The organism is Neobacillus sp. K501, assembly GCF_053749995.1.
The window spans coordinates 74750-88381 of the sequence record NZ_JBSLYA010000003.1; the positions used below are offsets into that span (position 1 = coordinate 74750).

16 protein-coding genes are annotated in these 13632 nt (G+C 37.4%); 12 read left to right on the forward strand and 4 right to left on the reverse strand.

From position 1 onward, the window contains the following. Positions 1-9: 9 nt before the first annotated feature. Positions 10-738, reverse strand: coding sequence for a FadR/GntR family transcriptional regulator (locus ACWM35_RS08395; protein ID WP_454818130.1), 729 nt, complete (start codon positions 736-738; stop codon positions 10-12). A gap of 200 nt (positions 739-938) precedes the next feature. On the opposite strand from ACWM35_RS08395, the gene ACWM35_RS08400 reads away from it, so the two are divergent. The 3 genes from ACWM35_RS08400 (at position 939) to ACWM35_RS08410 (ending at position 4149) form a co-directional block, all read left to right on the forward strand. After that, on the forward strand, positions 939-2324 hold the full coding sequence (locus ACWM35_RS08400; RefSeq protein WP_454817278.1) for an FAD-binding oxidoreductase: 1386 nt from the start codon (positions 939-941) through the stop codon (positions 2322-2324). 9 nt (positions 2325-2333) lie between these two features. Next, entirely contained in the window at positions 2334-3317 is a 984-nt protein-coding gene (locus tag ACWM35_RS08405) for a bile acid:sodium symporter family protein (RefSeq protein ID WP_454817280.1), read from the forward strand. A 151-nt stretch (positions 3318-3468) separates the two neighbouring features. Continuing rightward, on the forward strand, positions 3469-4149 hold the full coding sequence (locus ACWM35_RS08410; protein ID WP_454817282.1) for an NUDIX hydrolase: 681 nt from the start codon (positions 3469-3471) through the stop codon (positions 4147-4149). On the opposite strand, the gene ACWM35_RS08415 is transcribed toward ACWM35_RS08410, so the two are convergent. Continuing rightward, positions 4138-4971: an MBL fold metallo-hydrolase gene (locus ACWM35_RS08415; RefSeq protein WP_454817284.1), complete on the reverse strand. Its 834-nt coding sequence runs from the start codon at positions 4969-4971 to the stop codon at positions 4138-4140. The genes ACWM35_RS08410 and ACWM35_RS08415 overlap by 12 nt on opposite strands. A 241-nt stretch (positions 4972-5212) precedes the next feature. Here ACWM35_RS08415 and cyoE point away from each other — a divergent pair, with 241 nt between their 5' ends. The 7 genes from cyoE (at position 5213) to ACWM35_RS08450 (ending at position 10981) form a co-directional block, all read left to right on the forward strand. Beyond that, complete coding sequence (cyoE, locus tag ACWM35_RS08420) at positions 5213-6148, forward strand: heme o synthase (RefSeq protein ID WP_454817286.1); 936 nt, start codon at positions 5213-5215, stop codon at positions 6146-6148. 177 nt (positions 6149-6325) lie between these two features. Then, positions 6326-6463 (forward strand): hypothetical protein, encoded by a 138-nt coding sequence (locus ACWM35_RS08425; RefSeq protein ID WP_454817288.1) that lies wholly within the window; start codon positions 6326-6328, stop codon positions 6461-6463. A gap of 11 nt (positions 6464-6474) precedes the next feature. Further along, a complete protein-coding gene (locus ACWM35_RS08430) occupies positions 6475-6942 on the forward strand; it encodes a cytochrome c oxidase subunit II (RefSeq protein WP_454817290.1) in 468 nt (155 codons plus the stop codon). Positions 6943-6962: 20 nt separating this feature from the next. Further along, entirely contained in the window at positions 6963-8642 is a 1680-nt protein-coding gene (locus ACWM35_RS08435) for a cbb3-type cytochrome c oxidase subunit I (protein WP_454818132.1), read from the forward strand. A gap of 117 nt (positions 8643-8759) precedes the next feature. Then, entirely contained in the window at positions 8760-9398 is a 639-nt protein-coding gene (locus tag ACWM35_RS08440; protein ID WP_454817292.1) for an SCO family protein, read from the forward strand. After that, entirely contained in the window at positions 9395-9952 is a 558-nt protein-coding gene (locus tag ACWM35_RS08445; RefSeq protein ID WP_454817294.1) for a hypothetical protein, read from the forward strand. Before ACWM35_RS08440 ends, ACWM35_RS08445 begins: the two co-directional genes overlap by 4 nt. A 315-nt stretch (positions 9953-10267) precedes the next feature. Continuing rightward, the gene (locus ACWM35_RS08450) at positions 10268-10981 is read left to right on the forward strand and encodes a CAP domain-containing protein (protein WP_454818134.1); all 714 of its coding nucleotides are present in this window, start codon (positions 10268-10270) and stop codon (positions 10979-10981) included. A 111-nt stretch (positions 10982-11092) separates the two neighbouring features. Here ACWM35_RS08450 and ACWM35_RS08455 read toward each other — a convergent pair whose 3' ends face one another. After that, on the reverse strand, positions 11093-11488 hold the full coding sequence (locus ACWM35_RS08455) for a hypothetical protein (protein WP_454817296.1): 396 nt from the start codon (positions 11486-11488) through the stop codon (positions 11093-11095). Between the two features lie 569 nt (positions 11489-12057). On the opposite strand from ACWM35_RS08455, the gene ACWM35_RS08460 reads away from it, so the two are divergent. Further along, positions 12058-12375, forward strand: a complete 318-nt coding sequence (locus ACWM35_RS08460; protein WP_454818136.1) for a GyrI-like domain-containing protein — start codon at positions 12058-12060, stop codon at positions 12373-12375. A gap of 51 nt (positions 12376-12426) precedes the next feature. Here the strand turns inward: ACWM35_RS08460 and ACWM35_RS08465 are convergent, their stop codons facing one another. Further along, positions 12427-12561, reverse strand: coding sequence for a hypothetical protein (locus ACWM35_RS08465; protein ID WP_454817298.1), 135 nt, complete (start codon positions 12559-12561; stop codon positions 12427-12429). A 126-nt stretch (positions 12562-12687) separates the two neighbouring features. Between ACWM35_RS08465 and ACWM35_RS08470 the strand changes: the two genes are divergently transcribed. After that, positions 12688-13341 carry an HAD family hydrolase gene (locus ACWM35_RS08470; protein WP_454817300.1) on the forward strand — a complete coding sequence of 218 codons (654 nt, stop codon included), beginning with the start codon at positions 12688-12690 and terminating at the stop codon, positions 13339-13341. Positions 13342-13632: the final 291 nt, after the last annotated feature.

The window sequence follows — 13632 nt, forward strand, 5'->3', positions numbered from 1 at the left end:
CTGAGTTTTTTAGTTATTTTTCTGATCCCCAATAATGATTAAAAGAGACTCCGAAATTTCTTTTCTAATTTGCGATATATGTTTTTCCATAAGTAGTTTTGCTTGATTTGCCTCCCCGGTTGCAATAGCCAAATAAATTTCCTTATGCTCATCGACCGTATCTTGCATGCGTCCAGGGTCAGCCAATCGATATTTTCGGGTAACTTGGATTGTTTCTTTCATACGTTCGTCAAGGCTTTCCATCAATTGCAAAAATATCGAATTATGAGAAGCTCGAACAATATTGAAATGAAAACTTAGGTCCGCATGCAGTCCTTGTTCCATATCATTTTTGGCTCTGCCCATCATTTCTAGTGCTTCACGAATTCTTTCTAAGTCTTCAGAAGTGGCTCTTTGCGAAGCTAAATAGGCACATTCTACTTCGAGAACTCGTCGGAGTTCTAACATTTCATAGATTAGTTTTTTTTCAGCATTCATAATCGGAGAGGTAATTTCCTCTCTTGGAATATGAAAATCTAAGGCTTTGATGAAGATTCCGCTTCCTTGTTTAATTTCAATTAACCCTTTGATCTCAAGTTTTCGAAGTGCCTCCCTAACAGAAGTTCGACTTACACTAAAAAGGCTGGCTAATTCTCTTTCCGTTGGCAGCTTATCCCCAGGCTTATATGCACCATTCAAGAAATTTTCTTTTATTTGATTTACCACAACTTGATAGGTTTTAATCTTTAGTTTTGGCATCACTTATGTCAATCCCCTCAAATACACCATATAGTAAACGTCTTTATCATACTAAAAATAGTTCAATTTAATCAATTTTTTAAAAATACTAATTATTGATTTTTTCAGATTATTTAGTATAATAAACAAAAAAGGTTGGACCAATTATAGATTGGTTGAACCTTTTTGTGAAAAATAAGTGTAAGTAAGGGGAAAGAATAATGCAAACAACACATCAAGATTTGGTTGCAGCTATACGAAGTGTTCTTCCTGAAGCTCAGGTAACCATCAATCAAACTATTTTAGAACAACATGGGAAAGATGAATCCTATCACGCCCCGAGTCTGCCGGATATTGTGGTATTTCCAACAACAACGGAAGAGGTTAGCAGGATCATAAAGATAGCTAATCAATTTAAGGTTCCAATTATCCCATTTGGAAGAGGAACTAGCTTAGAAGGGCATGTCATTCCATATGACCATGGGATTACGGTTGATTTTTCTCTCATGGATAAGATACTCGAAATCAAAGAACATGACTTTCTCGTTAAAGTACAGCCAGGTGTGACTCGCTCTCAATTAAATAAAGAGTTAAAAAAGTTTGGATTATTTTTTTCTGTTGACCCCGGAGCAGATGCTTCACTTGGAGGTATGGCAGCGACCAATGCAAGTGGAACCACATCGGTAAAATATGGAGTCATGCGCGATCAAGTTCGAGATTTAGAAGTGGTTCTTGCAGATGGAACAGTAATACATACGGGTAATTTAGCGGCAAAATCTTCATCAGGATTACATTTAAACGGCTTATTTGTTGGTTCTGAGGGAACACTTGGCTGCTTTACCGAATTAACGCTTCGGGTTTACGGCATCCCTGAATATACTATGGCAGCAAGAGCATCCTTCCCAACGGTTCATCACGCTGTCTCGGCAGTTGTTAGTATTTTACAGGCTGGTATTCCGATTGCAAGGGTCGAACTTGTCGATGAACATTCTATGAAACAAGTGAATTTACATAGTGAAACGACCTATAAGGAACAGCCGACATTATTTATGGAGTTTCATGGTAATGAGGAGGGGCTTAAGCAGGATGTGGATTTTATGAAAGAAATTGTGGCCGATCATCATTGTGTAGGAATTGAATTTGAATCAGATCAAGCAGCACTTAATCAATTGTGGGAAGCACGACATAATCTAGCATATGCCTATGTTCACGGCTTTCCAGGTAAAAAGCTCATGGTGACGGATGTTTGCCTGCCAATTTCAGAATTAGCTGGTGCAATTGACCATGCGAGGGAGGCATTAGGTAATCTTGGCCTTCCAGGAGGAATTGTCGGCCACGTCGGAGATGGCAATTTCCATGTTCTATTAATGATAGACATGGCAGATCAAGATGAAATTAAGAGAGCAGATGAATTTAATGAAATTATTGTGTTGCATGCTCTAGAACGAGGTGGTACTTGTACAGGAGAGCATGGAGTCGGGGTCGGCAAACAGAAATATCAAGAGAAAGAGCATGGAACCTCTTTGCTAGTGATGGAAAAAATCAAACAAGCACTCGATCCAGAAAATCTATTAAATCCAAATAAAATTTTGAAAGTAAGAAAATAGGTGAAAATGATGAAAATTTTAGAAGCCATCAGTACAATCGCAGGAAAATATTTTGCCGTTTGGGTTATCTGTATCGCTGTCATTGCCTATATGGTTCCTGCACCCTTTTTAGTATTTGGAGGTTATATCACGATTTTACTAGGTGTGGTTATGTTTGGAATGGGGTTAACATTAAAAGCAGTTGATTTTAAACTGGTTTTAACCAATCCAATTCCAGTCATCATTGGGGTGTGTGCTCAATTTATCATCATGCCGCTATCAGCATTTTTAATTGCCTACTTCATGAATTTGCCAGCCGAATTGGCTGCAGGTTTGGTTCTCCTTGGTTCAGTTCCAGGGGGGACAGCTTCAAATGTAATGGTTTACCTAGCTAAAGGAAATGTCCCATTATCTATCACCATGACATCGATTTCAACCCTAGTAGCACCAATTGCTACACCTGCAATATTATTATTGCTTGCAGGTAAATGGATGCCGGTCGATCCAAAGGCGATGTTTCTTTCCATTATTCAAGTAATCATCCTACCTATCGTTTTAGGGATTTTAATCCGAAAGTTTCTACCAAAAGTGGTGGAAAAAAGCATGACAGTTATTCCACTTATATCTGTTCTAGCAATTATCATTATTGTTTCGGCCGTTGTTTCCGGGAACGCAAAAAGTATTGCTAACGCAGGATTACTCATTTTTACTGCTGTTATGCTTCATAACGCCGTCGGATTGCTTCTAGGGTATATAGCGGCAAAAATATTAGGACTTGATGAGAGTAATCGAAGAGCGATTTCGATTGAAGTCGGTATGCAAAACTCTGGCCTAGGTGTAGCACTAGCCACCGCACACTTTGGTCCTATTGCTGCTCTTCCAAGTGTGGTCGGTGCCGTCTGGCATAATATTACTGGTCCGATACTCGCCACCTATTGGTCGAAAAAACCAGTAGAATTACAACTGATGAAATCGGATCAACCAAAAAAGCCAAAAGTCAAAATTCCATCTTAACATCAACCCAGCCTTTTGCAAAAGGCTGGGTTTTTAAGTGATTTGCTATTGGAATGTTGGTAAGGGGGGGAAGGGGATTAATATCAGAACGTTGAATATATATAGAATTATATCTAGATCAGTATAATTCAATATAAAAGGTGGGGATCGCATGGCTGTAACACCAAGACCTGCATCAACGGTTGTACTATTGGATGATAAATCAAGGGTCTATTTAACAAAAAGACCAAAGACAATGAAGTTTTTTGGTGGATTTTATGTATTTCCTGGGGGTGCGGTAGAAAAGAGTGATTTTGAAATAGATAGTGGGTACATAAAAATAAAGGAACCAATGGAGTCATTTGATTCCGCTTATTATGTAGCTGCTGCTAGAGAACTATTTGAAGAGGTGGGTATTTTATTAAACATTAATGACAATGGTTTATCTGTACCACTTGAAAAAGAGGTAGAAAAGGAATACCGTCGCCAGCTTATTCAAGGGGAGCTATCTTTTATTCAATTGCTTAAAAAAGAGGGACTGCATTTAAATCTAGAAAACTTAACCTATTTTGGTCAGCTTACAACACCAGAAAGAAATCCTATCCGCTTCGAAACGCATTTTTTTCTTGCAAAGCTGCCAAAAGGTCAATATCCTAGTCCAGATCTAACTGAAATTGATGAAGCCTCCTGGTTTACACCGGAGGAGGCCATAACAGCTTATCAGAATGGAGAGATTTCTTTGGGACCACCTACCATTCTTGCACTCACAGCAATCAGTGACCATCAAAAAGGTAAACCTTTAATGATGCCTGATTTGGAAGCCTATTTAGCTGAAAAAGGATTAAATTTTTAAGGAATAAAAAGTATCCTGAAGCTCTACAGATCCTTCTTTCATCAATTTAATTAAATGTGCCTCGGTTGTTCTTTTCGCAACTTCGAAGATACTTGGATGAATGGTTTGTTCATAAATCATTTTTGTTAAATCCTCCGAGGTCAGCTGATTATTTTCCTTGAGGAATTTTCTTATTTGGTTTTCACGTTGTAATCTCCGCTGCAGGACGAATTCAATATGTTCATAGGGGTTTATAACCCAATCACCATGGCCAGGGCCAATTTTTGTTAGTTTTAAATCTTTTAAACGAGATAATGTTTCGAAGTAATCAGACATATCGCCGTCCGGTGGACCAATCCATGAAGTTCCCTTTGCGACAATATTATCTCCAGCAAGAAGAATCTGTTGTGATGGGATATACAGATTTAACTGACCAGCTGTATGTCCCGGAGCATGAATGATTTTAACTTCTTCATCAGCAACTTTTATTATATCCCCATCATTTAAGAATGATAGTTTCTCCCATGGTGAAATTGCATCAAGTGTCGTTTGGTTTTCAAGTTGATGGCAATATACAACAGGTTCCCATTCCATTAACTGACGCACACCAGGGGCATGGTCAGGATGAGAATGAGTGAGAATAATTTTTTGGGGTTGAGCAAGCTTATGTTCATTTATGGATTTTTCCAATTCAATTCTAGTTTCCGGCTTATCATAGCCAGCATCCACTAGAATACATTCTTGACCGTTCCCAATGAGGTAACTATTTGTTGTTGTATGTGGAAACAAAGTTGGCGTGGGAATGGGGACACGGATAACTTTTATATCGATCGGATTACTCAATGGCAATATCCTCCTTGATGTTGGTTAACTAAGTATTCACCGTGAAAATAAGAAAATCCTGCAGAAAACGATGATACTTAAAGCTAAAATAGTGATGCAAATCATCTTAAACGGAATAGAAATATGCTTTAATAAATATAAAAGGAAGATCTTTATGGGAGACTAATGGGGTCTCCTTTCTTTCTATTTGACTGTCATTTATTTTAAAAAAATTGTACTCTGTCTAAGAGGAGTGATTTGAATGAGTAAGGAAGAGATCCTCTCTCTTCATAAGGTTGGGAAAACGGCATTAGCAGATAAACGAAAGTTGATCACTTTAGTATCAGATCTAAAAGAACTGTTTAAAGCGATTGTATTAATCTCCAATGTACTCCCAGTCGCTACTGGATTTTGGCTCGCGCTGCATTATAGCAATCGTTCTTTTATTGATCATTGGGAATTATTTTTTCTAACGATTATTGGCAGTACCTTGGTGATGGCGGGAGCGCTTGTTCTGAATAATTGGTATGACGTTGATATTGATAAAGTGATGGAAAGAACACAGAAACGACCAACGGTGACGGGAAATATCTCACTGAAAGTCGTTCTTTACATGGGAATCATTTTGACTATTCTAGGGTTTTTCCTTTTACTATTTACAACATTTGAAGCTGTCATTTACGCATTTGTAGGTTGGTTTACTTATGTCATTTTATATACGATGTGGTCAAAACGAAGATATACCCTGAATACCGTGATTGGAAGTGTTTCTGGTGCTGTTACGCCTTTAATCGGCTGGGCAGCAATCGATTCTGCCTTCCATATTGTGCCGATTGTGTTGTTCCTTATCCTGTTCATTTGGCAAATGCCCCATACGTTTGCAATTGCCATGAAAAAATGTAAGGAATATAAAGCAGCTGGAGTTGCTATGCTTCCTGTTGTCCACGGCTTTGATGTCACGAAACGGCAGATTTTTATTTATATCCTATGTTTATTTCCATTCCCCTATTATTTAGCGTCGCTTGGCACGGTCTTTATCGTCATTGCCACACTATTAAATATAGGCTGGATATTTATAAGTTTGAGAGGTTTTTTTACAAAAAATGATCTGAAATGGTCGAATGTCGTATTTCTGTATTCTGTTAACTACCTTATGATCTTATTCCTGTTGATGATTATAGTTACATTGCCATATTAATGATGAAAACTGCCCTTGGTTTTAAAGAACCAGGGCAGTTTTTTTGCTTGGAATTTTTGTTCACAATTTCGCCATTTTTGTTTTGAAAAAATAATTTGCCCGTGATTCATTTCACTACAATGAGAAGCGTTCCCAACTATGATGTAAGTAAGAACAATAAAGGGGGATGAATTTCAAATGGCAGCTACTAAAAGTAACCACAAAAAAAATAATGAAGCACCATTAAAAGGAACTTGGATTTCTGTCACTGTGGTCGGCGTCGTTATTCTTGCAACGTATTTACTATTATTTGGGCTATATATGGATAGATTTTAGGAGGGATTAAAATGAAAATGCATCTCGATGAGAAGATTTGGCTTACATTAAGTTTCGGTATGATCATGATATTCATGCTTATCACAGGCTATCAGGCATTTGCCTTAGAAATGGGTCCGCCAAGTGAAATGGAAACCATTGATCCGCAAAAGGTAGATGAAACAGCACCATTTGATAAACCTGGAGTAACACAAATTGGTGACAATAAATATGAAGTGGTTATGACCTTACAAGCATTCGGTTTTACACCAAGTAATATTGAAATCCCTGCTGGAGCAGAGGTTACGTTTATATTAACATCAAAAGATGTTGTTCACGGATTTGAAGTAGCAGGAACAAACATTAATGCAATGGTTATGCCTGGACATATTCAAAAAATTACTCAAACTTTTGATAAAGCTGGAAATTACCTAGTTCTATGTAATGAATATTGTGGTGCGGGTCACCAAGTAATGAGCACCACCATTACCGTTAAATAAGGGGGGAAGAACAAATGAAAATGGAAGCGAGTTTAAAACCATCATTTAAAGAGAAAGCAAACAATATGATGGGAATTAGCCCAGAAGATGCAAAATTCACAAAAACATATATGTCAGTAGCATTTATTGCATTATTGATTGGCGGATTTTTAGGGTTGGCGCAAGGTTTAAACCGTGCCGGACTTTTTGAATTACCAACATGGTTAAATTATTATCAAGTTCTTACCGCGCATGGAGCTTTACTAATTCTTGTGTTTACCTCAATTTTTACTATCGGTTATTTCTATGCCGGACTTTCTCATAATTTAGGAGGCCTGCTTCCGAAGGTTAGAAAGATGGCGTGGATTGGTTTTGTTTTGAAAATGGTTGGACTTGTATTGGTAGTCATTCCAATCTTAATGAATGAAGCATCAGTAATGTATACATTCTATCCACCTATGAAAGCACATCCAATGTTCTACTTCGGTTTAGTATTCTTTGCCTTGGGGATTTGGTTATGCTGTGTCGGCGCCTTTATCCAGGTAGCAAACTGGAGAAAGAATAACAAAGGAAAGCATGTACCGATTTTCTCCTATTTTGCAACTGGTGTATTTGTACTATTATTTTTCGCACTAATTCCTGTAGCTATTGAAATATTCATGATTATCCCATGGGCACTTGGCTGGGTTGAGACAATCAATGTCATGGTTTCCCGTACATTATTCTGGGCTTTTGGTCATACATTGGTTAACATTTGGTATTTAACAGCAACATCTGCCTGGTATGTTATCGTACCAAAAATTATTGGCGGCAAACGCTGGAGTGATATGTTAACTCGTGTTGTAATTATAGCTTTAGTCGTAATGAATATTACTGGTGGATTCCACCATCAAATCGTTGATCCAGCTATCAATGAAGCCGTTAAATTCATGCACGTATTTATGAGTTTGGCCATTGGTTTCCCATCATTAATGACTGCATTTGCACTGTTCGCAGTATTTGAACGTACGGCAAGAAGAAAAGGTGGAAAAGGCTTAATTGGCTGGTGGAAAGTAATGCCATGGAAAGATGTTCGTTTCCTTGCTCCGTTTATAGCAATGGTATCCTTTATCCCAGCGGGTGCTGGCGGTATTGCTCAAAGCACAAACCAATTAGACCAAGTGGTTCACAATACAATGTGGATTGTCGGACACTTCCATTTAACATTAGGTATGACGGTTGCCCTTACATTTTTCGGTGTCAGCTATTGGTTAATTCCTTATATTTCAAAACGTGTTTTAACGCCACAAATTAACAAATTAGGTGTTATTCAAACTTGGATTTGGACTCTCGGAATGATCTTTATGTCTGGTGCCATGCACTGGGTAGGTTTACTTGGATCACCACGAAGAACTTCTTATTCAACCTATGGCGACCATGCTACTGCTTTAAGCTGGGATCCATACTTAATGTTCTTAGCAATCGGCGGAACCTTGTTAATTATCGGTGTCATTCTTCAAGTATACGTAGTATTCAATATGATGTTCTTTGCACCAAAAGGAGAAACAGAATTTCCAATCGCAGAAGAAGAGGAGAATGCAACGTCAACTCCGTATTGGACAGAGCGCTGGGGTCTTTGGATTATCGTCATGCTGATCGTGGTTTCAATGGCTTACGTTATCCCACTGACAGATATGATTGTAAATGCACCTCCAGGATCACCGCCATTTAAGACTTGGTAATTAGAAAAGCTGAAGCCCCAAGGAGCTGCTGCTAGTCAGATCTTTGATTAAGAGATAGCTTTTGATTTTAAGAGCTATCTCTTTCTATTAATAGAAAACAAATTGGAAGTGATCACTATGATCAAAATGAAACCAAATACCATTTCAGTTTTTATCGTTTTAATTTTTGGATTAGTGTTATTCTTTATTGGAACCGATGGATTTCGAGCCTATACGGCTGAATCCGCACGAGTAAATAAACTGATTGAGGAAACCCCAAAGTTTCCTAAGGTAACGCTGGAGGACAGCAAGGAGCGCAAATACTCCATTTCTGAATTTGAAGATAAGTATGTATTTATTACATTTTTATATACATCCTGCACGACCGTATGTCCGGAATTAGAATATAATATGTCTCAAGTTTATCATAAAATACCCCCAAAATACGTGGGTGAAGAGATAGTGTTCTTAAGTATCAGCTTTGACCCTGAAAGGGATACCCCTGCTACATTGGAAAAATATCGCGGCTATTTTAAAAGTGATGGGGAAACATGGAGGATGGCAAGAATACCGAACCAAGCAGAATTAAAATCTTTGTTAGACAGCTTTGGTGTGATTGTGATCCCGGATGAAAATGGAACATTTGCGCATAATTCCGCCTTTTATTTAGTGGATAAACAAGGAAGTCTCATTGATGTAATGGACTACACCAAGGTTGATGAAGCGGCAGATAAGGTCGTTAGCATCCTTGAAAAGGAAGCAGGTGAGAGACGATGAACCAATCCTTTTATGGCTTATTGTTCTTTATTTTCTTAGCTGCTCCACCTGTTGCCAAATTCATGGAATCTGTAATGGTCATTCATATGCATATGCAGATGCCAATGCTCGTGATTGCCGGATTCTTAATGGCGAAATACTTTCTCGTGCGGTTTCCTCGTTTTTTTGTAAAGTGGAATCATAATGGAATACCAGGTATTCTATTATTTATCATCATTACCGTCTATTGGATGCTGCCACGGACAATGGATGAAGCCCTGACAGTTTGGGCAGTAGAACTTTTTAAGTTTATTAGTTTACCTTTTATAGCAGGAACGGTGCTAAGGGATAGTTGGAAAAAACTTAAGCCTATCATAAAGAGTAGTGTGATTATTAGTTATACAATAATGTTTTTAGGACTAGGCTGGTTATATATTTGGTCTCCAGTCCAATTATGTAATAACTACCTGATCATTGAGCAATTAACCCTTGGCTGGGGCTTCATTTTGACAGCAATCTGTATGGTTCTCTATTTGGCTTACAATTTCTTTATCGATCCTTCCGCATATGAGTGAATCCTATCAAGCAAGCCTTGGTAGGATTTTTTAGTAAATTCTCTGTAAGTTTGGACATTTTTCTGAAATAAATGTCACGTTTCTCCCAAGGAACTAATGTTGTCAACCTAATTTCACACTATAATTATTGGTAAATTTTCAAAAATAAAGGAGAGAGAGTATTATACTACATTCCTGTTAGAATAGTAGATTTCCATGAAGTTACCCGGCAATCAATTTTTCTGTAAATTCCTTCCTGAAATATGACGAAAAACGCATGTTATGATGATGTTGTGAATGAAAAACATTTTTTTCAAAACAGGAGGAATTTACATGATGAAGAAAAAAGCAATTCTTACAGTTGCTACAGCGGCAGCATTATTAATGGCAAATCCAGTTGCAGATAAAGCGGATGCGGCAACAATTGACACTAACGTTCAAAACAAAGTCTATGTTTATCAAGGGACTATAACTGATTTTAATAAAATACTAGAAAGTATTTATAATCGTTTTGGAATCTCAGTTCCGCAAATGAATGAAACACAGCCACAACAATCACAACCTAATCAAACAGTGGAAACACCGCAGCCTTCTCAACCTGCTGCACCAACACCAGTGGAACAGAAGCCTGTTACACCTGCACCAACACCTGCAGAACAAACAACAAGTGCTTTAAGTGCCTACGAGCAGAAGGTAGTTGATTTAACGAATCAAGAGCGGGCAAAAAATGGGTTAGCACCACTGAAAGTCGATGAAACGCTTAGCAAGATGGCGCGTGAAAAATCTCGTGACATGTCTGCTAATGGATACTTTAGTCACACAAGCCCAACCTATGGATCGCCATTTGATATGATGAAGCAATATGGAATTTCCTACCGTGCTGCCGGTGAAAATATTGCCATGGGTCAAAGATCTCCAGAGGAAGTAGTCACGGCTTGGATGAATAGTGAGGGCCACCGCAAAAATATTTTAAGTCCAAACTTCACACATATTGGTGTGGGACACATCGCACAGGGTAACTACTGGACACAGGAGTTTATCGGGAAATAATTTGACAATACAAGGGAGTTATTTTTTCTACCAAAAAACAAGGGGATTTTTTAAATATCGAATAAAAAATGGAAGGAGCTTTTCGCTCCTTCCATTTTCTTATGCATCTGACTATATAGCCATATAAGCGGAATTGCTCTCGTCCCATTCGAAAATTCCATCTTTCAGTTTAATGATGGATTGAAAGGGGCAAGTGATACTTCCTTCATCACCTTGTTTCTCAAGCAATTGCTTACGTAAATGAAGCAACTCGTTTTTCGTAGCAACACGGACGATTCGATCGATAGACAGTTTGTTTTCTAGGATTTGATCCCTTTTACAAATACTTTCTTGAAAATTTCTGTTAAACTTAAGCATCATTTGAACATCATCCAGACAAGCAACACCAAAAACCTCTTTAATCACTTCGTCATAACGAAGTTGATAACCAGTAGCAAATTGAATAATATCCTTCTCGGGGTTTTCTAATATATAAATGGTTTCTATATTATTTTGCAACAATAACACCCTTTCTTCATCTTCATTAAATCATGTTTACAAGCTACGAAATACAATAAGAATTATCTATTTAACTGTTCTAGTAAAATTCGATTTATTATATTATTATACGACATTTTAACCCTTTAGTGTTGTAAAAGATTTTGCGATTAAGAAATAATATAATGCCCTAAATATGGTAAGGGAGAAAGTTTCGGTCATTATGAAAGATTTATAATGCCAGAAAGACAGAGAGAACAAAGGAAATGGTCATTATGGAAGGTTTATAATGCCCGAAGGACAGAGAGAACAAAGGAAACAGTCATAATGGAAGGTTTATAATACCCGGAAGACAGAGAGAACCAAGGAAACGGTCATTATGAAAGGTTTATAATGCCCGGAAGATAGAGAGAACAAAGGAAATGGTCATTATGGAAGATTTATAATGCCCGAAGGACAGAGAGAACAAAGGAAATGGTCATAATGAAAGGTTTATAATGCCCGAAAGACAGAGAGAACCAAGGAAACGGTCATTATGAAAGATTTCAGTGACCGAAAATGAAAAGGGTAAAAGTTGGCAAAATTGAAATAACGGAAGCATTAAAGGTGTTTTAGGTGTATGTGTAGATAAAAGGGCCACTGATCCAGATAAAATGGACTACTGGATTGCCACTGATTATCAAGGAGAAATACCAGTATCCTTACAAACACTTGAAATTCCAGCATCCAAATGGGGAGTCTTTGAAGTTCATGGCCCGATGCCAGAAGCAATTCAAAGAACAGGGAAACAGATCTTACCCGAATGGTTTCCTTCCAATCGATATGAGCATGCTGGGACTCCTGATTTAGAAGTGTACCCTTACCAAGGTGCTTCAAGACCAGATTATTATTCCGAAATCTGGATCCCTTTAAAGTAGTCCCCAAAATATCTTAAGGCTTGGTTTTCCAAGCCTTAAGAAAAATTACCATTACTTATTTTTCCCTTTGCTTTCGCCTTTGTTACTCTGACCATAGCGCATATGGCCGGAATCTCCCTCACCTTTTTGGTTAGACCTTTTACCGCCTAAACTTACATTGGGATAGCTCTTCGTATTTTCATCCATTTTTTTCACCTCCAATCGGTTATTCTCTTCAAAATTCCCCTTTTTTATGTTTTCTAGAATCCTAAAATATGACGAATAATAAATTCATGGTAAAATCACAGAAAAGGAAATGTTAGGGAGATGTTTATGGAAGATTTACGCTTAGTTATTTTCGATATGGATGGTTTATTATTTGACACAGAGCCAATTTATTATAAATCAATGAAAAGGGAAATAGAGAAAATTGGATATGACTTTCCGTTTGATACATACAAGCTTTTGGTTGGTATTCCGGATCTTGAATCAGATGAAATTCTACAGAAAAAATATGGGGAGCAATTTTCCATTCAACAGGTTATAGAAGCATATCATGCAGGGTTTAAAGAGATTATTAAGAATGAGGGGCTAATGATTAAGCCAGGTGCTGAAAAACTATTAGATTTCCTTGATGAGAAAGGAATAAAAAAATGCATTGCTTCCTCCAGTAACTTAGAAATCATCAAAAATTTCCTATCCATAACAGGATTAACGAATCGATTTGATTTTTATGTTAGTGGTGAAGAGGTAGAAAGAGGTAAGCCGCATCCAGATATTTTTCTCGAAGCTTGTCACCGTGGAAACGCAGAACCTAAAGAATGTCTTGTTATCGAAGATTCTTTAAATGGGTTAAAAGCAGCAGTAAGTGCCAAAATTAAATGTATCATTGTACCCGATTTAATCGATCCAACCGAAGAAATGCAACAGAACGCTTTTAAAATTGTATCCGACCTAGAAAAAGTCATAGGAATACTAACAAAATGACCATCCAAATAAGATTCAATAAAAAACAAGCAAGCCTTGTTTTTTATTGAATCACATCAAACAGATAAAAAGAAGTGCCTCCGCACTATTTAAAAAATACTATTATTTTGCTAAAATATTAAGCAACTAGAAAATAAATGGTATATAAAATTAGTTTTTTTGACAAAAAAACAACTAATCTTACAAATTTTCATAAGTGATAAAATGAAAAATGTCCTTTTTCTGGTATGATAGAGACAGATAATTAAAACAATTTAAGTGAGGACCGAAGGCTGTCTATCCTTAATTATT

Excerpts from the sequence above, each read along its gene's own strand:
- ACWM35_RS08395 (WP_454818130.1), bottom strand. The coding sequence starts at position 738 with ATGCCAAAACTAAAGATTAAAACCTATCAAGTTGTGGTAAATCAAATA.
- ACWM35_RS08400 (WP_454817278.1), top strand. The coding sequence starts at position 939 with ATGCAAACAACACATCAAGATTTGGTTGCAGCTATACGAAGTGTTCTT.
- ACWM35_RS08405 (WP_454817280.1), top strand. The coding sequence starts at position 2,334 with ATGAAAATTTTAGAAGCCATCAGTACAATCGCAGGAAAATATTTTGCC.
- ACWM35_RS08410 (WP_454817282.1), top strand. The coding sequence starts at position 3,469 with ATGGCTGTAACACCAAGACCTGCATCAACGGTTGTACTATTGGATGAT.
- cyoE (WP_454817286.1), top strand. The coding sequence starts at position 5,213 with ATGAGTAAGGAAGAGATCCTCTCTCTTCATAAGGTTGGGAAAACGGCA.
- ACWM35_RS08425 (WP_454817288.1), top strand. The coding sequence starts at position 6,326 with ATGGCAGCTACTAAAAGTAACCACAAAAAAAATAATGAAGCACCATTA.
- ACWM35_RS08430 (WP_454817290.1), top strand. The coding sequence starts at position 6,475 with ATGAAAATGCATCTCGATGAGAAGATTTGGCTTACATTAAGTTTCGGT.
- ACWM35_RS08435 (WP_454818132.1), top strand. The coding sequence starts at position 6,963 with ATGGAAGCGAGTTTAAAACCATCATTTAAAGAGAAAGCAAACAATATG.
- ACWM35_RS08440 (WP_454817292.1), top strand. The coding sequence starts at position 8,760 with ATGATCAAAATGAAACCAAATACCATTTCAGTTTTTATCGTTTTAATT.
- ACWM35_RS08445 (WP_454817294.1), top strand. The coding sequence starts at position 9,395 with ATGAACCAATCCTTTTATGGCTTATTGTTCTTTATTTTCTTAGCTGCT.
- ACWM35_RS08450 (WP_454818134.1), top strand. The coding sequence starts at position 10,268 with ATGAAGAAAAAAGCAATTCTTACAGTTGCTACAGCGGCAGCATTATTA.
- ACWM35_RS08465 (WP_454817298.1), bottom strand. The coding sequence starts at position 12,561 with ATGGATGAAAATACGAAGAGCTATCCCAATGTAAGTTTAGGCGGTAAA.
- ACWM35_RS08470 (WP_454817300.1), top strand. The coding sequence starts at position 12,688 with ATGGAAGATTTACGCTTAGTTATTTTCGATATGGATGGTTTATTATTT.